The following is a 17,512-nucleotide window of genomic DNA, read 5'->3' on the forward strand; positions in this document are numbered from 1 at the left end:
CTACTTGCATATTCTAATAATATGGTTAGCTCACCAAGGAGGAATATAAATGGGATTATTCATCAACGATAGTCAGCATCCGGGGGTTTTTAAAAACAAGGGCGAATTAAAAGCTAGCAACCAAGTCGATTTTCGTAGTAACTACCTATCCGATTTCATGCTTAACCAAGAAACAACTAACCAGTCTTTTTTAGATAATATTATTCGATTAAATAATTCGCAACAACAATATGGAGAACAACAAATAACCCATTGGAATGAAGTTAATAAAAGACTAGAGTACTTAAAGGAATTAAATACGCAACATGAACTGGTTGAAAAACAGATACAGTCTGGGTTACAAAAATTAGAGCAACAAAACGAGAAGCTGAACCATTTAATAACAGAAGAACAGCTTGGAAAACAACGTTTAATGGAGCATATTGAGCATCTAGATGAAACACAACACAATATAAAAATTCGATTGGACAGATCAGAAGAAACTTCCGAAGTGATTGTTCAAAAGATAGACGATCTTTCATTAAAAAATGTAGAAGTACTTTCTAGTATGGAGCAGGTGTCAGCTTTTCAACATGAAGCAATGTCCAAAATGGACGAACAGCACCAGTTCCATCATACGATTACCCAACAGATTAGCGATTTGGAAGAAGCTCAAAAGGATTTAACAAGTCGAGTAGATCTCCAAGAAGGCTTGTTGGAGAAAATAATGAGGCAGATCGATCATGTTCGATTTTCATTATATGAAAGAACAAATTTCATAGAGGAAAAAATGGAGAAGTTGTATCAGGCTTCTATAACTAGCTTTCAAAAAATAAAAAAAGGGTCTAATTAATTTAAATTGCTTTGGGAGTAAATTGCAAAGATATTCATGTACAATATGGATACTTTCAATTTACTTTCTAGCAGCCTGAATAGATTATTAGTTACGTTTTTATCTAAAGTGAAGAGGTGATGTTTATGAAAACGATTACCTTAAGAAAATATTAAGAATTATCCTACCATAATCTTAAAGTCTACTTGCTATGCTAGAAATATCTAGTAAGGGAGTGAGACAGTTGAAAAAATTCTTCTTATTATGCTGCCTTTCAATATTTGGGTATTTTATCTTTACTAACTATACCAATGAAGACAGACAAATCTTTACAATTGAAGAAGAACAGATTTATGAAGGGAATCTTATATTAATTAATAACGAGGTAAAACTTCAACAAGAACCAACCGAAATCGAAGCGATACCTAATAACTTTGCAAATAACGTAGAAATTCAATCAGAAATTACTGTACATAAGGATTTACTGACCCCTATGCAGGATATGTTCGAGACAGCCGAAAAAGATGAAATTATGCATTTCAAGCTTAATAGTGGTTTCCGCACTGGCCTTGTCCAACAACAACTTTATGAAGAATTAGGTTCACAGTATGCCCTACCAAATGGCTATAGTGAGCATCAGTCCGGCCTATCTATTGATATTGGTTCTACCGAAGGAATGATGGAATATACACTGGAAGCTGAATGGTTAGCACAACATGCATCAGAGTTTGGCTTTATTTTACGTTACCCGGAAAACAAAGTTGACGTAACTGGAATCGCTTTTGAACCTTGGCATTTCCGCTACGTTGGAAAACCACATAGTCTTATTATGACAAAGGAAGATATGGTTTTAGAAGAATACCTCGCATTTTTAAAGGAAAAAGGCGAATATGAAACAATGATTGAAGGTAAGCACTATCAAATAAGATATGTAAAACCGGAAAAATTTAAAAGTAGGAAGTCATTTAAAACAAATAACTATGAAATATCGGGGGATAATTTGGACGGTATCATTATAACTAAAGTAATTGATTGAACTTATACTCCAACTCTAGAGTACATAGAATGACAAAAATATATTCTAAACCTATATCTTCTTTTACTCTAACATAACCGGAAAACATGTGGTAGAATCCAAAGACTACAGTTTCCTTTCCAACAAATTGCTAATTTTTTTAGTCATTTCTTTATCAAAAGTATAAATTGTATGGGTATCATCAGCTTTCATTAAAGAGCTGTTTTGCCTGTTCTCTCCTACCCATAAATAATAACTTTGTTTTTTATCGTCTTTAAACATAATATCCATATAATAATCTGGATTAGCCATATTAACAATTCCATCTTGTTTTATAGAACTTGAAATCATATCTTTAAACTCTTTTATACTGGCTTCATCTTTAAAAATAATAGTGTCTTCCAAAGTCGAGCTTGATAGGATAACTTCTATTACTTCTCCCTCACCCTCACCTTCTACTTGTACATTTAACGATTGCTGAGGGTTATCGTAATTTGTTTCTTTGCTTTCAATTGATTGACATCCTATTAGTAAAATAGATAAACATGTTAACGGGATAATGAATTGTATTTTTTTCAAAATGTCACTTCCTTCGGATTTTAACCATTTTATAGTTAGACGACCTTTTCCTTGCTTTGTTTCAAATTTAAAAATTATTCCATAAAAAAATACCCCGTACGTATTAGTTAACGACTAATATACACAGGGTTTTCGAATCGTAATATAAATTATAAATTATGTCTGGTTATACGGTTTCCTCTAGAATTTTTTTCAAGTCCAACCATTCTTTCAGTCTTGGCATATCCATTAACTGATTATACGATTGATCCTTTATGAATACTTTTGTTTTTACATTTTGGAGCGTTTCTAGAACAGCTGGCTTATCATCGAAATAATAATCTAACTCTAATGCCTTGATTGTGGCTATTTTTTCCTCATCCTGCATTCCGCAGTAAAAGTTTTCATCTGTTATTGGAAAGCCTTGTGCTTTCATCCATTCACGAGTTTGAGAGCAATATTTTTTCGGGCGAGAGGTGATATAGTAAATCTCATGTCCATCATTTTCTAGAGAATTTAAAGTTTCCAAAGCTCCCTCAAAGGATGGGCATTCGGTAAAATATATTTCCTCCATACAATCTCTCCACATGGTGTTTCCAGCTTCTTTTTCCAAACCAAACGCTTCATGAATCTCTACAGTTTTTAAAGCATGAAATACGTCAAGATTCACATTTTGGTTAAGTTTTTTATTGTACAAGTGAAAAGCATGCTCTCTCAAATTAATTAGTGTATCGTCAATATCAAAACCGAATTTCATTTTTATTCTCCTACTCTTCTACCGTTTATCACGGTGTATAACTGTCATTTTATTTAATTTTCTTATACTAAATCGTAGTATGGTTATGTAGCTCATTATTTTTTAGGGTAGGCAATTATACGAAGATCCTCTCCAAACTTTTGGAATTCGTCAAAATACAATTGCTTGGCAGCATCCATTGATTCTGGATTTTCACCAGTAAAAGGCGTAATGGATTCTTTACCCCCCAGTACTTTTGGAGCTATATAAATATAGTATTTATCTATTAAACCAGCATTCAGAAAGGCAGAGTTTATCGCCCCTCCACCTTCAACTAGTATATCGGTTAACCCTTGTTGATATAATTCGCTAAGTACCTCTTCTAAATCCAATCCCTTATTTCTCTTGGAAACAAATAATACCTTTGCTCCCCTTGATTCATATTCTTTAACACGATTTAAATCTACTTCTTTACTTGTAACAATAATGGTTTTGGCTTCCTCTGTTTGAAGGACCTGTGCTTCTAAAGGAGTCCGTAGGCTGCTATCCAAGATAATTCTTGTAGGATTTTTTCCATCAAGCTCAGTAAGTCTTGTAGTTAAGGCTGGATTATCTGCTATTACTGTACCTACCCCTACTAAAATACCGTCTATTTCATTTCTTAGCGTATGCACATCTTTACGTGATACTTCTCCAGTAATCCATTTAGAATGTCCATTATAGGTTGCGAGTTTACCATCTAGTGTCATGGCAAACTTTGAAATAACAAATGGACGTTTGGTAAGCATATTGTGTATAAAACGCTCGTTTAACTTTTGCGCTTCTTTTTCTAATATCCCGACATCAACCTGAATGCCAGCGTCACGAAGAAGTTGAATGCCTCTCCCTGCAACCTCAGGATTAGGGTCCCTAGTAGCTACAACGACTCTGCTTACCTTTGATTCCTTCACTAAATTTGCACAAGGTGGTGTTTTGCCGTAATGTGAGCAAGGTTCTAAAGTTACATAAAGAGTGGAACCCTCGGCATGCTGTTGCGCCATATTAAATGCATGCACTTCTGCATGAGGCTCGCCTGCCTTCCGATGTAGTCCCGTACCAACAATTACTCCATTTTTCACAATTACTGCACCCACTACTGGGTTAGGATTCGTGTTGCCTTTCGCACTAGCTGCCAAGTCTAATGCAAGCTTCATATATTCCTCGTCGGTTTTCATTGTATACACCTCACACTTTTAGACTTGGGTTCTCTTCTACAATATGGCCGGATTTTTTCACTTTCGTATTCAAATAAAATTCATTTGTTTCGTTCAGTCCACCCCATAAAGGAACGTGATCCTTCGCAAGAAGACCATGGTTCTTTAACGCAGCCAGCTTCCTAGGGTTATTAGTTATTAAAGTGACCTGCTTGCTTCTCAATACTTCTAACACACGAATTGCATCTTCATATGAGCGACTATCGTCTTCAAAGCCTAGTGCATGATTGGCTTCAACTGTATCATAGCCTTCCTCCTGTAAAAGATAAGCCAGTGATTTAGAAAATAGACCAATCCCTCTGCCTTCATGATCAGCTAAATAAAAAATGGCTCCACAGCCATGATTTACTACCATTTTCATCGATTCATGAAGCTGGAAACCACAATCACAGCGTTGACTACCAAAAATGTCTCCTGTATGACAAATACTATGCATACGAATAAGTGCATCTTCCTCATTTGCGAAGTCACCATAAACAAGAACAGAAGATTGTTGGCCAAAAGCTAAATTTGATTGTGGTAATGATGTTAAAATATCCTCTTTTGATAAATTTTTATCAATTTTAACCCAGGTATACCATTGAAAGGTTGTTTGGAAATCGCCTTGCTTAATAGGCAAGTTAACTGGCCCAACTAAACAAAGATCAAGTTCCTCAACCGTTTCTATTATTTTTATTTTATCCTGTAACAATGTCAGCGTTTCTTTATTTATATTCATTTTCATTCACCTATCATTCATATTCATCATTTTTGTCTATTATATTCTAACTATTTTTAATCACTTACATAACGTAACCTAGTATATAATTACAACCTCGCCGTGTCAACTTTTCTTCCCTTTTCTATTAGGGAATGGTGCGTACAAACATAAACATCTTACCATAACTTTTCACCTAAGATAACATAATCTTTCTTGACTCGATCTGACAAAAAGAAATAAAAATAGTAAGCTTTTATAACCGTTCTACTCCATTTTAATGTTCATAAAAACTAGAGGCGTACAAATTAGTCATTAAATCAAAAAACGTGTAATGAGCAACTTGATTTCCTGTAAAACCTCACTCTATGCTTGACTATGGAGCAGGCGACTCTCGGGAAAGCAGCACTAGCTAGTTCAACTGTTGTAGTCCTATTATTGTATTAGTAAAGGTTAATTTAAAAAACACATAAAAAATGAGCTAGGATATTTTTATCTTTGCTCATTTACTTTATTATTATTTTTATGTTTTTGTAATAATTTGTTAAATTACCTGTTAGTTACGTAATATTTTTAAACCAAGTCATCATTCTAACAACTTGAAAAGGTTCAAACCAAGTAACTAAAAATAGTAAAATGATAAAAGTAGCAATTAATATATATTTCATGCTTCCTTTTTCTCTTTTAGAGATCGCAATAAAACTAAATACAATCCCTATTAATATTAAAACAACTCCAGTAATTACAATAGGTTCCACGTAGCCATCTATTAACCAGTTTAATATAAAGAATAGAATTCCAATAAACATTAGGACTATTGAGCATATACTGAATCGTTTCATATATAACACCCCTATTAGTTTAACTTCTAAGTATGACTTTAAAATTTCGTAAAAGTTCCAATTCGTGTTCAGCTAACCTTTTGCTTTAGATCAATAAAAAAAGGCATTACTCCTACTTAAAGTAATGCGCCCATAAGGTGAACAAGATCATTCAATTAAACCAAGTTCATATTGAATATGTTTCAAAACATATTTTTGATTAATATCATATCCTGTTGCCCGTTTTCCATACCAACTAACGCCCACTTATAATCTCTCTTAACTGCTTGTTGTAGTTCAATAAGAAAAAGGGCATTACCTCTATTGTCGTAATGCACCTGTTAGCTTAAGAAGAATTTTTTACTTTATCATTCTGTTGCTTACGGTAAAAAAAACGCCATAAATAAAAGACAGTCCAAGCTATTACTGATACTAACCAAGGAATATACTGATATTTTTGTTCACCATAAAATATCAAGATGCTTCCTATAATAAATGTTGGTACCATCAAATAGAACCACATTCTTACTTCCTTATTTTTAAAACTTAATTCAAATCGTTCACTCATATACTCCCCCCTTTTTTATAACTTTCTTCATCCATCTTTTCCTCTAATACGTTCGAAACGAATTGAGGTTCCTTTATTTCACAATTTCTTAATCTCTATTCAACAAATTCGTCTTTGGTTCAAAATGAAAAAAGAGTTGTCTTATCAACCTCAGTAGCCCCCATAGACTTGAAGTAAAGCACTACATTACATTGAAGAAGCTTTAGTTATTTCAAATATACTTTTGAAGAGAACCCTTCGCCTGTTAACCTTGATAGTATCTCAATATTTTTCGGATCAGAATTCGACTAATACCACAGGCAGTACAAATGGGAGAGATTTAACCTAATGGACCATATAGATTTATAAATTCTCCAGTGTATGCATCCATCACAATAGTTGATTCTTGAACATTGTATTTAATTGTTACTTCCCAATTCATATTATTCATTATTTCATTCCAAAACCCAGGCTTTGGAGTGAGGTACACACTAATATTCTTAGGTGGAATTTCCTCTAAACCATTGAAGGATATTGAGTTTTTCCACTCTTCTGGTGGATTTAGCAAATATTTTTCTGCATTATTTATTGCTTCACCTGTTGTAATTATAGGTGACTGATAAAAATATAAAAAAAACATTATTGTAATAACTACTAAACTTTTTAGTATTGTTTTCAAAATGAGTACCTCCAAATCAGAATTCGCGCTTTATATTCTGTGTTACTTTAGTTCATTAAGAAAATAAGGTTCCCTCAGCAATACATAATCTTTTGCTAAAGGAACTCTGGGATCAACTTGTTATTTTGTACATAAAAATAGATCATCGAAACGATGACCAGATTGTGCTAGGACCCGTTCGTTTAGTAAGTATTGAGACGCTTATTAAACTAGTTTAAAACAGATAGATATAAGCAATTAGTACGGAAATCCCTATTAATATCATAGCAATACACTTAATGGTATTGCCCTCACCTTTTATTAGACCTACTCCCCAAATTACAAACCAACCAAATAGCGCTAAAGCAATCCCTAAATCCCGTAAGACTTTTATGTCTGATGCTGCAACAGAGCCTGTAAGATATACGAGGAAACCAATAAAACTGGGTATAATCCCTAAAATAGATAAAGGATTTCCCAACTCTTTTATAACCTTTATCTGTTTCTCATTCTCCATTTTTCTGAAGGAATACCAACAACCCATACTAGGTATTGTCCATATAAGCACAATATATATCACTTGAATTAAACTCAATCAATCACCTCTCCTGTCCCACGAATTGCCTTTTACAACTGTGAGATGGTTGACCACGTGTTAAATAATACCCTTTAAAACTAACCTACTCCTTTACTTTAATACGGTTGAAGTAATTAGAAGTTCCAATATAAATAAAATGTGACCATTTAGATTTTGTAAAAATGCTCCTGGTATGTTGAACTATAAAGTAACCATGATAGCTTGTGTCAATACACCTCTTTGTTCTTCCATAAACTATTTACTATTACCACCAATTATTATTTCCCCCTCTATAAGATAGTCTTGCTAACTAAATCACAGCGGAAGTTGAAGAGTATAACGTAAAAAAATTTCATTTACTCTTTTTGATTTTCATCAACAGAATGGATATTCAAAGTCTCACTTGCTTGTGTTGTATAATCACTTCCTAAAGCCTGAATTGTAATATGGTCGTGGAATATTCTATCACCAAATTCCCATTCAATAGACCATCCATCATTACCATCAATGTCGTAACCAATAAGAGTTCTTTCCCCCCACGTCTCCGTACCTGTTGGGGCTATCCAAAACAATATGGTTTCAACATTTTCTGCTTCCATAGAAATAGTGATTTTCTTAATACCTTCAGGAACAATATGCCATCCATGTTCCACTTCTAAATCCGTATTAACCTTTTGGATTTTGGCTTTATCATCTCTATTTTCCGAATAAACGGATGAATTATCTACATTTTCTTTTGAGCGATCCTTTCCTACAACATTACATGCAGTGAGTATCAGTATTACCATTAAGAAGACCATACCAATTTTATTCATTCTCATACGCATCTCCCTTTTTAACAATAATATTGCGTTTTTGGTAAATTTTCCAATAATAATTTAAACATACTTTCATCTTCTTTACCTAAACTGCACCATAATTTTAAGAGCAACATTTCACAAACAAACCAATGCACGAAAAATCAACCCTAGCCATATACATAGCCAAAATTAATAAGAAGTATTAAGCGTATCAAAACAGATGAAATGCTCATCTTTAGCGTAAACAAAAAAGACTATAGACAACTTCAAATTTGTCTATAGTCTGAACGGATTTACGTATGAAATTTTAAATAATGATTTAATTATCATAAAAATGTAACCAAGCCTCATGAATTCCGCCTGCACAATTTTTAGTTGCTCTAAATAATTGAGGGTGGTCTTGAATAGCTCTTAGCTCTGGTTGCGCATTTGCTACTATAACAGATGGATATCCAAGACTTATCATTTCTTCGTCATTCCCTGAATCGCCTGCAATCAATATCGATGCTTGCTCATCTACATATTTTTCAATCACGTATGTCAAAGCAGATCCTTTTCCACTGTTCTCAGGGAGTATATCAATATCCCTTCCTGAGCTGAAGATAAATTTATGTGGTATATTAGCTTCTAGTAATTCTTGCTTGAGCTTTTTAACACTGCCTTTATCTTCTTGCACAGTATAAGAAATCCTAGATTCGTCTGGAAGCTTTTGTGGAACAATAGTTGGGTAATTAGAAGCGATTCTCTTAATAGCCTCTGGATTCCAATTTTTCTTCATTAAAAGATCCCATTCTTCATCTGGTTTAAGGTCATTGCCTATATATATGCCTGTTCCCACATCCGAGATTAAAATACTCGGCATTGGAATGTTAGCCTCTTTAATAAGATCTAAGGCTGACTCCCGATGCCTTCCTGTGACATAAACTAAAGTAACTTTCTTTTGTAGACCTTCAAAATAGGTAAGTAAGTCTTTTAAGTGTTTTTCATCACCAACAAGCGTTCCATCAAGATCGGTTGCTAGCATTTGCGTAATCATTTGCATATAACAATTCCTCATAAGTATGATCTATTTCTTTTGCAATGGAAGACCAATTAAAGATACGTTTTGCACGTTCTCCAGCTTCTCTGCCTAGTCTTTTTGCTAAAAGATTGTCTTTTAATATAGTTTTCATAGCTGAAGCCAGCTGAGACGGATCTTTGGGCTTTACCTGTAAGCCTGTTTTTCCATGAGACACTACATCTTTGAGTCCTCCGACTCCAGAAGCAATAACAGGTGTCCCACATGCTTGGGCTTCAGCTGCCACCATCCCAAAGGATTCATAGTATGACGGTACGATAACTGAAGTGGCTTTAGAAAAAAGATTACTTAATCCTTGTTGAGATTGAGGTCCTATGAATTCAATGTATTCCTCTATACCTTTAACTTGCTCCCTTAAATGGGGGTTGATAGGTAATCCTGAGTTGATGTCTATTTCTTCCTTATCACCACCAGCTAGCACCAATTTAGCATTAAGTTCTGGATTTTCCTTTTTTAATTTCTTAAAGGCATCTAATAGTGTGCCGATTCCTTTTGTCTTTTCCAGACGACCAGCATATACTAGCAACGGTTTAGTTACTGATTTTTTCTTGACCTGTGATTGGAATTCTTTTGCAACTCCAATAGATACTACTTCTATATTTGTATGTGGTCCTGCAAAGTCTTGAATTATTTGCTTTTCAACTTCGGTAGTGGCGATTACCTTATTCGCAGATGTTAAAATTTTCTTTTCTGCGTCTAATCGTATCGGGTTTGCAGTTCCAGTAGCTTGTTTTTTTGCGATACCTAATGAATGAGAAGTGTGAACGAGGGGAATACCAAACTCTTCTTTTAAAGCAAGCCCAAGTAAACCGGACATCCAATAATGAGAGTGAACAACATTATATTTTGGTATAGATAAATTGTTTTTAATTTCATCATAAAATTGTGGTAATAAATCATATATCTTATCTTTTGCCACATATCCTTTATGCCCTGCAGCAAATCTAATGACCCTTGACATATTTCCTAATTTCTCAACCTGTGGGGCATTGGGGTTACTCCAATGAGTAATTACATCTACAGCTATACCTCTTCTTCCAAGGGCAAGGGCAAGTTCTTTTACATAGTTGTTTTGACCTCCAGCTTGTTTACCACCTAGAGTTTCAAGTGGGTCCCCATGCTCGGAGATAAATAATATTCTTTTCCACATAACTAGCATCTCCCCTTATTTCTTAATAGTTCCTATAATGTAAATACCCCATTTTCAGACAATTAAACTTTAAATTATATTTATAAAGTAACTAAGTGATAAGTCCTTTTTTATTATAAGAAACAAAAAAGTACATAAAAAAAGAGCTTGGAAATAAATCTCCAGCTCTATGTTAATCTAATGCTTTTATTGCAAATTTCAATTTTGAATTGTTTCCATCACTTTCATCTGTATAAAACACTAAAATATTATTGCTTGTGTATGTTTTGTGGGTTTCCAGTTCCATTGTGGCAGTTTTTTTTTCAAAATCAGCCATCTTCTTTTGCCGTGCATCAACAGTTGAAAATACATAAATAGATAGTGTCTTACCATCTAGAAAATATGCTTTTGGTGACACCCCATTTAATGATTGGATAAAAGCATTTTCACGTGGTAAGTCTGCTTCTACTAATTCTAATCCTTGCTCTTTTATAGCTGTTTCTATCTTTTCAAAAGTAATATTGAAAGCAGTTCCTGTCGTTTCGAAAATTTTATCGGAGTTGTTTATATCTAAAGATGTTTTTTCATCAGTACCTTGTGGACTACATGCTCCGAGGACAAAAATGATAAATAAAAAAGATAATATATTTTTTGTCATATAATTACCTCCTACCCAATAAGACGAAATGGCTCACTATTTGTATCACCTTAAATAATATAATATTTAATCGGTTGAAAAGCAGGTGTCAGCAAACCACTTTAATATAAATCGAACCAAGCCTTTCACATAACCAATAAAAAAAGCCCAGAGTTTTCTGGACTTTACAAAATCAATTTTTATTAAATGCTCCCATGACTTCAATCGTTTCAGTAATATTTACAAACGCATTACTGTCTACTTCCTTAATCATTTTCTTTACTTCCCCTAGTTCATATCTCGTAATGACGGTAAAAAGCACTTTTCTTGGTTGTTTAGTATATGCTCCCTCTCCGTCCAAAACAGTGATCCCTCGGACTAAGCTTTTAAGCATCTTATCTTGAACTTCCTCACCTTTTTCAGTGATGATCATAAGAGTTACTTTTACATGTTTGGTATGAATGACATCTACTACTTTTCCGAATACGTATAGAACTAGTAATGTATACATCGTTTGCTCCCAGCCTATGAAGTAACCAGAAGCTAATACAATGACACTGTTCATGACTAGCATTAAAGTACCTAAGGAGAAATCCTTCTTTTTGGTAATAACAAGCCCAATAATATCTATTCCACCAGTAGAGCCATTGAATTTAATAATCATTCCGGTAGCCGCACCACCAATTACTGCTCCAAAAACTGAGGACAATAAAATATCTTCTGTAATCTGATAAACCGGAATATATTGCATTGCTAAACTCGTAAGGAAAACAGAATACATACTATATGCTACAAATTTTTTCCCAATACTTATGAATCCTAAAACAAAAACTGGAATATTTAGGATGAAAATTATCCAACCAATATTCCATCCGGTTAGAATACCTATTATCATCCCAATACCAGAAAACCCACCAAGAATAACTTCATGAGGCACTAAGAATAAGTTCAGTGCAACAGCCATTAATAACGAACCCAAAGTAATAACAATAAAATTTTTCATGTCTTGCTCCTTAAATTTAATCGAACTTAACTATACATCATTTTATTAAAAAAACGTATGTTTAATAAAAAAAAGTTTATTGAGTCAATTTAAAATTTCATGGGTTGTTTCATTAATAACCATCTTTTCATAAAATTATTACTGTATTTGATGTAAGTCTGGATTATCTAGGAAGTAATTATGATATAGATTTATAATAAAGATTCATAGAAATCTTAGCCAAAGTGTAACATCAGTCGAAAACAAAAACCTTGATTCACGAGATACATCTTTAATTCTTTTCTTCGTGTGTTACTGCAAAATATCAATCCAAATTTTAATTGCTGTTGCCCCAATCATAATAGCTAGCAGCCATTGTAAAATTTTCACGTTCATTTTTTGACCAATTTTTGCTCCTAGAGGGGCTGCGATGATACTTGCGATAATCATTATGAACGCAGGCCAGTACTCAATTTGACCAGTCATGATTTTACCTACACTACCACCAATAGAAGAAATAAAGGTGATTGCTAAACTGGTCGCAATTGTAACACGTGTTGGTATTTTTAAAACGGTAAGCATTATTGGTACTAGTAAAAATCCACCCGCTGCTCCGACGATCCCAGATCCAACTCCAACAATGAGCGCTAGGCTACTTGCAAGAACTTTATTGAACGAAATTTTAGCGTTTTCCTCTATAGTCTTACGTGGAATAAACATCATAACTGCTGCAATTATAGCGAGTGTTCCGTACACAATATTAACAGCGTCTTCAGATAAAAATCCTGAACCGTAACTACCAATAAAGCTTCCGAGTAAAATTGCTCCACCCATGTAAATGATCAGTTCCTTATGGAGCAGCCCACTTTTTCGATATGCCCAAACACCTGCAATAGAAGCGAAGAATACTTGAATAGCACTAATTCCTGATACTTCATGCGCAGAAAATGCTACCAGTCCAAATAGTGGTGGAACGTATAATAGCAAGGGGTATTTAATGATGGAGCCCCCAACTCCTAACATGCCCGAAACAAATGACCCTATAAAGCCAAGGGCAAAAATAACAACTATAAATGTAATGGAAAGATCCATAATGTCTGTCCCTTCTTTCTGTAAAAAAAGCGAGTAGAAGCATATTCTACTCGCTATTTATACTGTTAAGCTTTTTGAATGTAAAAGAATAGCACGCCGTCTTCCTCTTTTTGTTCAACAATTGTATGCCCGCCAGCTGCTGCCCACGCTGTAAAGTCATTTAACGCACCTTTATCCGTAACAAGTACTTCTAGTATTTCTCCCGAATTAATCGTATCAATTGTTTTTTTCGTACGAACGATTGGCATTGGACATGCTAATCCTTTTGCATCTAATGTTTTTGTAATGTTCATGTTATATTCCTCTTCTCGAATTATTTTTTGTCAGTATAAACTTATCTCCAAGAGACAAGCTTATGAATCATATTTCCTTTGTTATGAAAATTAACGTACTGCACAACGGTTTGGTCCGATTTCCATTTCCGTTTGCTCTTCATTACTTGGTGTAATTTTGCCCATGTTCACATGGCGAATTTCCTGATAGGCATTTGGTTGAGGAGGCAAGTTGTCTGTTACCATTGAACGGAATACTTCCTCGTCTTCTACATTTAAGCCATGATTTTCTGCAAACAGATCTCCTAAACGTTTTGCTACAGTACCATTTTCGTTTAGCTCTTCAATAATCATAAAGTGTGCTGGTAATACGATTAGATCTTCAGCTAGTGAACGATAGCGAGAGTATAATGTTTCGCGTAAATCTGCTACCCAATCCTCTGCCAGGCCGGCTAAATCAGGACGCCCAATCGAATCGATGAATAAAATATCTCCTGTTAATAAGTACTTATCATCAATCACAAATGAAGTAGAACCAATTGTATGACCTGGTGAGTAAAGTGCACCTACTTCAATTTTTGATGAACCGAGCTGGACTGCTAACCCGTCTGTCAAAGGTGTATAGTCAAATACAACTTCTTCTGCATCCTTCGGTGGTAAATAATAGGTTGCTCCTGTTTCAGCAGCGATATGACGTCCACCTGAAATATGGTCGGCGTGTAAGTGAGTATCAAATACATGCTTGATTTCTACACCTTTTTCCTGTGCAAACTTTGTAAATATTTCTGTGAAACGGACTGCATCTATAAGTGCTGCCTCACCTTCAGAAATTGCCATGTAGGATAAGCAGCCTTTTCCTAAACGTACGAATTGATATAACTCGCCACCATTTGCAAGGTCTCCTACTTTAATTGGCTCTAAATACATAGACCAGGATTTCATTCCACCACTCAAATATCCAACTTCTAGGCCTGCATCTGATAACATTTCTGCTATCATTATGGATGAGCCTTCCTTCGCACAAACTACTAAGATGTCTTTGTCTTTCGGAATTTGTGGTAATAACTCTTCCACGCCATCTAATAGATCAAAATACGGAATATTTAAATACTCAAATTTATGACCTTCGATCTTCCAATCCTCAAATGCATCTGCATTTCGGACGTCTAATATAAATAATTCTTTGTTATCAATTACTTTGCGAGCTACATCAGCAGCTGTCCATATATTTACTGTCATAAACAAGTACCCCCATAGGTATAATTTTATTTAAATTTTTTAGGTCGGAAGGGAATTCCCTCCCATTACCTAATTAAAATGTTAATGTTGGTGCTGCGTCTTTTGCGAATTCTAAGAACGTAACTGCTCCACCGACTTCAATATCATCTACAAAATCATTTTTTGTTAAGCCCATAACATCCATTGTCATTTGGCAAGCAATAAATTTCACACCTAGCTCTTGAGCCATCTCCACCAATTGTGGAATTGCTGGTACTTGTGCCTTAGTGAAGCCTTCCGCAAAATGCTCTTTGCCTGCTGGCATTTCAAGTGCGTGCATACCTTGCTTATGGATAAGGTTCAAGCCTTCAAAAGTAAAGAAAATTGCTACTTCCTTATCAGAAGCTGCCGCTGCTGTTGCGATATTAAATACTTTATATGCATCAAATAAACCGCCGTTAGATGCAATTATTGCTACTTTGTTTGACATATTATTCAACCTCTTTCTGTAATTCGCCTTCATACCCTGACATACCAGGTAAGACATTATATATATTTTTAAATCCTGCTTTTGACAATTGCTGTGCTGCCATATCCGAGCGAGTACCAGTACGGCAAATGACATAAATAGTTTGCTCTTGATCTAATTCAGTTAAACGATTTTCTAACTCACCCATTGGGATCGATTTCGCACCGGGGATATGGCCGAATCCATACTCTGCTGCTTCGCGCACATCTAAGATTAAGCCATCACCAGCGATTGCTTCTTCATTTGAAACCGTTTGTTCAAATGACTTTTCTTGTTGATCGCTAATTTCTGGATTGCATTTTCGAATATAATGATAAAACACACCATTTTCTTCATGAGAACCGATGTATTGGTGCCCTACTGTTTTTGACCAAGCTGCTAAATCCGCGACAGAGCCTTTATCTGTTGCTTGGATTTCTAAAACTTGACCTTCTTCTACTTCATTCATTGCTTTTTTAGTTTTTACTATTGGCATTGGACAAGCCAAGCCCTTTGCATCTAATTGCACATCTGATTTAAACATTTGTTACCTCCACCTATACCAGTTAGGGTATAAATTATTTTTAAAAATATATATTTATTTAACTTCGCCATTCCATTCCAGCATTCCGCCAGACATATTTGTCACATCAAAACCTTGCGATTCTAAAAACGTTGTTGCTTGGCCACTGCGCCCACCTGATCGGCAAACCATAATATACGGTTTAGTTTTATCTAACTCGTGTAAACGAAATTCTAACAAGTTCAGTGGAATATGGATAATGCCAGGGATATGACCTGACTCAACTTCTGCAACTTCACGCACGTCAATTAAATTTAAGTCTTCCCCTGCTTGTAGCTTTTGTTGTACTTGCTCTGGTAAAATTGTTTTCATTTTAATATCCTCCTAATATGCACTCATGCCACCACGGACATTCGTTACTTTAGTAAATCCCAATTTCTTTAATTGCTTACACGCTTGACTTGATCGCATACCACTTTGACAGATTACAATGATTTCCTTGTCTTTTGGTAACTTCGAAAAATCAGAACCAAGTGGTATATTTTTAAATTGGGGTATATTTCGTGATTTGAATTCACCTTTTGTTCTTACATCGACAAATACTTTATCCTTATCGTTAATAATTTGTTTTAACTGTCCCGTAGATATATTTTGAATACCTTTTGTCGGTTTAAAGCGCCATATTATAAACACTGCTACGACTGCTATGATAAGTATTGTTTCCATATGTCACCTCTTATATGAATAAGTTTACATTGCCATTTTCTGCATCTGCTAAATAAGCTGCAACACCTGCATACTGAATACCATCTAAAAGCTCTTCTTTTTGAAGGCCAAGTAAATCCATTGTCATCGTACAAGTTACTATTTTAATATCTTGCTCTTGAGCCATCTCCACAAGCTGTGTTAGCGTTAATGCATTGTGCTTATTCATCACATGCTTAATCATTTTTGGTCCCATTCCTAGCATTTGCATTTTAGATAAACCGAGCTTTTCTGCACCTCGAGGCATCATCTTTGCAAACATTTTTTCTAGAAATCCTTTTTTCACAGCAACTGATTCTTGCTTGCGTAACGCATTAATTCCCCAGAACGTGTGAAAAATAGTTACTTCGTGGTCATAAGCTGCTGCACCATTCGCAATAATATAGGCAGCCATTGCCTTATCATAATCTCCACTAAATAAAACGATTGTTGTTCTTTTCTTTTCCATAAATATCTCCTTACCCGTATAGGTATTTTTTATTTTAAAAATAAAAAGTCTTATCGACTTTTTACTAATAGATCAACTGCTTGCTTTACCATTGCATTTTTATCAAGAGTTTCTACACTTTCTTTAGATAAACACTCAACTAAATTATCTGTGACAATAACACCAATTGTACGATCTACAGCAGAACGAACAGCACTTAGTTGTGTAATCACATCTTTACAATCTTTTTCTTCTTCCATCATACGTAGTATACCTCTAAGCTGGCCTTCTACTTTTTTCATCCTTGCTGTAACCTTCGCATCATATTGCATCATCTCACCTCATTTAATTCATATTTGTTCTAAACACATATTACTACCCCATAGGGTATATGTCAATACAAAAGAT

General features: G+C 34.7%; 24 protein-coding genes. 2 read left to right on the forward strand and 22 right to left on the reverse strand.

Annotation, left to right across the window (positions count from 1 at the left end):
* Positions 1 to 49: 49 nt before the first annotated feature.
* Both NSQ95_RS10105 and NSQ95_RS10110 read left to right on the forward strand, forming a co-directional pair.
* The gene (locus tag NSQ95_RS10105; RefSeq protein WP_342559633.1) at positions 50 to 832 is read left to right on the forward strand and encodes a hypothetical protein; all 783 of its coding nucleotides are present in this window, start codon (positions 50 to 52) and stop codon (positions 830 to 832) included.
* A 223-nt stretch (positions 833 to 1,055) separates the two neighbouring features.
* Positions 1,056 to 1,847: a M15 family metallopeptidase gene (locus tag NSQ95_RS10110; RefSeq protein WP_342559634.1), complete on the forward strand. Its 792-nt coding sequence runs from the start codon at positions 1,056 to 1,058 to the stop codon at positions 1,845 to 1,847.
* A 105-nt stretch (positions 1,848 to 1,952) separates the two neighbouring features.
* On the opposite strand, the gene NSQ95_RS10115 is transcribed toward NSQ95_RS10110, so the two are convergent.
* The 22 genes from NSQ95_RS10115 to NSQ95_RS10220 form a co-directional block, all read right to left on the reverse strand.
* Positions 1,953 to 2,405, reverse strand: a complete 453-nt coding sequence (locus tag NSQ95_RS10115) for a hypothetical protein (RefSeq protein WP_340883373.1) — start codon at positions 2,403 to 2,405, stop codon at positions 1,953 to 1,955.
* A gap of 166 nt (positions 2,406 to 2,571) precedes the next feature.
* On the reverse strand, positions 2,572 to 3,141 hold the full coding sequence (locus NSQ95_RS10120; protein WP_340883372.1) for an HAD family acid phosphatase: 570 nt from the start codon (positions 3,139 to 3,141) through the stop codon (positions 2,572 to 2,574).
* 95 nt (positions 3,142 to 3,236) lie between these two features.
* Positions 3,237 to 4,334, reverse strand: coding sequence for a bifunctional diaminohydroxyphosphoribosylaminopyrimidine deaminase/5-amino-6-(5-phosphoribosylamino)uracil reductase RibD (ribD, locus tag NSQ95_RS10125; protein WP_340883370.1), 1,098 nt, complete (start codon positions 4,332 to 4,334; stop codon positions 3,237 to 3,239).
* 10 nt (positions 4,335 to 4,344) lie between these two features.
* Positions 4,345 to 5,091 (reverse strand): GTP cyclohydrolase II, encoded by a 747-nt coding sequence (locus tag NSQ95_RS10130; protein WP_340883368.1) that lies wholly within the window; start codon positions 5,089 to 5,091, stop codon positions 4,345 to 4,347.
* A 539-nt stretch (positions 5,092 to 5,630) separates the two neighbouring features.
* Complete coding sequence (locus NSQ95_RS10135; RefSeq protein WP_340883366.1) at positions 5,631 to 5,912, reverse strand: hypothetical protein; 282 nt, start codon at positions 5,910 to 5,912, stop codon at positions 5,631 to 5,633.
* Positions 5,913 to 6,237: 325 nt separating this feature from the next.
* On the reverse strand, positions 6,238 to 6,459 hold the full coding sequence (locus NSQ95_RS10140; RefSeq protein ID WP_340883364.1) for a hypothetical protein: 222 nt from the start codon (positions 6,457 to 6,459) through the stop codon (positions 6,238 to 6,240).
* 319 nt (positions 6,460 to 6,778) lie between these two features.
* A complete protein-coding gene (locus tag NSQ95_RS10145; RefSeq protein WP_340883363.1) occupies positions 6,779 to 7,117 on the reverse strand; it encodes a hypothetical protein in 339 nt (112 codons plus the stop codon).
* Between the two features lie 214 nt (positions 7,118 to 7,331).
* The gene (locus NSQ95_RS10150) at positions 7,332 to 7,691 is read right to left on the reverse strand and encodes a hypothetical protein (RefSeq protein ID WP_340883362.1); all 360 of its coding nucleotides are present in this window, start codon (positions 7,689 to 7,691) and stop codon (positions 7,332 to 7,334) included.
* A gap of 338 nt (positions 7,692 to 8,029) precedes the next feature.
* Positions 8,030 to 8,494, reverse strand: a complete 465-nt coding sequence (locus tag NSQ95_RS10155; protein ID WP_340883361.1) for a hypothetical protein — start codon at positions 8,492 to 8,494, stop codon at positions 8,030 to 8,032.
* 298 nt (positions 8,495 to 8,792) lie between these two features.
* The gene (locus NSQ95_RS10160; RefSeq protein ID WP_340883360.1) at positions 8,793 to 9,515 is read right to left on the reverse strand and encodes an HAD-IIB family hydrolase; all 723 of its coding nucleotides are present in this window, start codon (positions 9,513 to 9,515) and stop codon (positions 8,793 to 8,795) included.
* The gene (locus NSQ95_RS10165) at positions 9,478 to 10,701 is read right to left on the reverse strand and encodes a glycosyltransferase (RefSeq protein ID WP_340883359.1); all 1,224 of its coding nucleotides are present in this window, start codon (positions 10,699 to 10,701) and stop codon (positions 9,478 to 9,480) included. Before NSQ95_RS10165 ends, NSQ95_RS10160 begins: the two co-directional genes overlap by 38 nt.
* 172 nt (positions 10,702 to 10,873) lie before the next feature.
* Positions 10,874 to 11,338 carry a hypothetical protein gene (locus NSQ95_RS10170; RefSeq protein WP_342559635.1) on the reverse strand — a complete coding sequence of 155 codons (465 nt, stop codon included), beginning with the start codon at positions 11,336 to 11,338 and terminating at the stop codon, positions 10,874 to 10,876.
* A gap of 172 nt (positions 11,339 to 11,510) precedes the next feature.
* Positions 11,511 to 12,320 (reverse strand): YitT family protein, encoded by an 810-nt coding sequence (locus tag NSQ95_RS10175; protein ID WP_340883357.1) that lies wholly within the window; start codon positions 12,318 to 12,320, stop codon positions 11,511 to 11,513.
* Positions 12,321 to 12,611: 291 nt separating this feature from the next.
* Complete coding sequence (locus NSQ95_RS10180; protein ID WP_340883355.1) at positions 12,612 to 13,391, reverse strand: sulfite exporter TauE/SafE family protein; 780 nt, start codon at positions 13,389 to 13,391, stop codon at positions 12,612 to 12,614.
* A gap of 65 nt (positions 13,392 to 13,456) precedes the next feature.
* The gene (locus NSQ95_RS10185) at positions 13,457 to 13,684 is read right to left on the reverse strand and encodes a sulfurtransferase TusA family protein (RefSeq protein WP_169358216.1); all 228 of its coding nucleotides are present in this window, start codon (positions 13,682 to 13,684) and stop codon (positions 13,457 to 13,459) included.
* Positions 13,685 to 13,774: 90 nt separating this feature from the next.
* Positions 13,775 to 14,902, reverse strand: coding sequence for an MBL fold metallo-hydrolase (locus tag NSQ95_RS10190; protein WP_340883354.1), 1,128 nt, complete (start codon positions 14,900 to 14,902; stop codon positions 13,775 to 13,777).
* Between the two features lie 73 nt (positions 14,903 to 14,975).
* Positions 14,976 to 15,371 carry a DsrE/DsrF/DrsH-like family protein gene (locus NSQ95_RS10195; protein WP_340883353.1) on the reverse strand — a complete coding sequence of 132 codons (396 nt, stop codon included), beginning with the start codon at positions 15,369 to 15,371 and terminating at the stop codon, positions 14,976 to 14,978.
* A 1-nt stretch (position 15,372) separates the two neighbouring features.
* Positions 15,373 to 15,933 carry a sulfurtransferase TusA family protein gene (locus NSQ95_RS10200; protein WP_340883352.1) on the reverse strand — a complete coding sequence of 187 codons (561 nt, stop codon included), beginning with the start codon at positions 15,931 to 15,933 and terminating at the stop codon, positions 15,373 to 15,375.
* A 54-nt stretch (positions 15,934 to 15,987) separates the two neighbouring features.
* The gene (locus NSQ95_RS10205) at positions 15,988 to 16,284 is read right to left on the reverse strand and encodes a rhodanese-like domain-containing protein (protein WP_340883351.1); all 297 of its coding nucleotides are present in this window, start codon (positions 16,282 to 16,284) and stop codon (positions 15,988 to 15,990) included.
* Between the two features lie 12 nt (positions 16,285 to 16,296).
* Positions 16,297 to 16,638, reverse strand: coding sequence for a rhodanese-like domain-containing protein (locus tag NSQ95_RS10210; RefSeq protein WP_340883350.1), 342 nt, complete (start codon positions 16,636 to 16,638; stop codon positions 16,297 to 16,299).
* A gap of 10 nt (positions 16,639 to 16,648) precedes the next feature.
* Entirely contained in the window at positions 16,649 to 17,131 is a 483-nt protein-coding gene (locus tag NSQ95_RS10215) for a DsrE/DsrF/DrsH-like family protein (RefSeq protein ID WP_340885957.1), read from the reverse strand.
* A gap of 44 nt (positions 17,132 to 17,175) precedes the next feature.
* Complete coding sequence (locus tag NSQ95_RS10220; RefSeq protein WP_340883348.1) at positions 17,176 to 17,436, reverse strand: metal-sensitive transcriptional regulator; 261 nt, start codon at positions 17,434 to 17,436, stop codon at positions 17,176 to 17,178.
* Positions 17,437 to 17,512: the final 76 nt, after the last annotated feature.

This window comes from Psychrobacillus sp. FSL W7-1457 (assembly GCF_038593405.1).
Classification (GTDB): Bacteria; Bacillota; Bacilli; order Bacillales_A; family Planococcaceae; genus Psychrobacillus.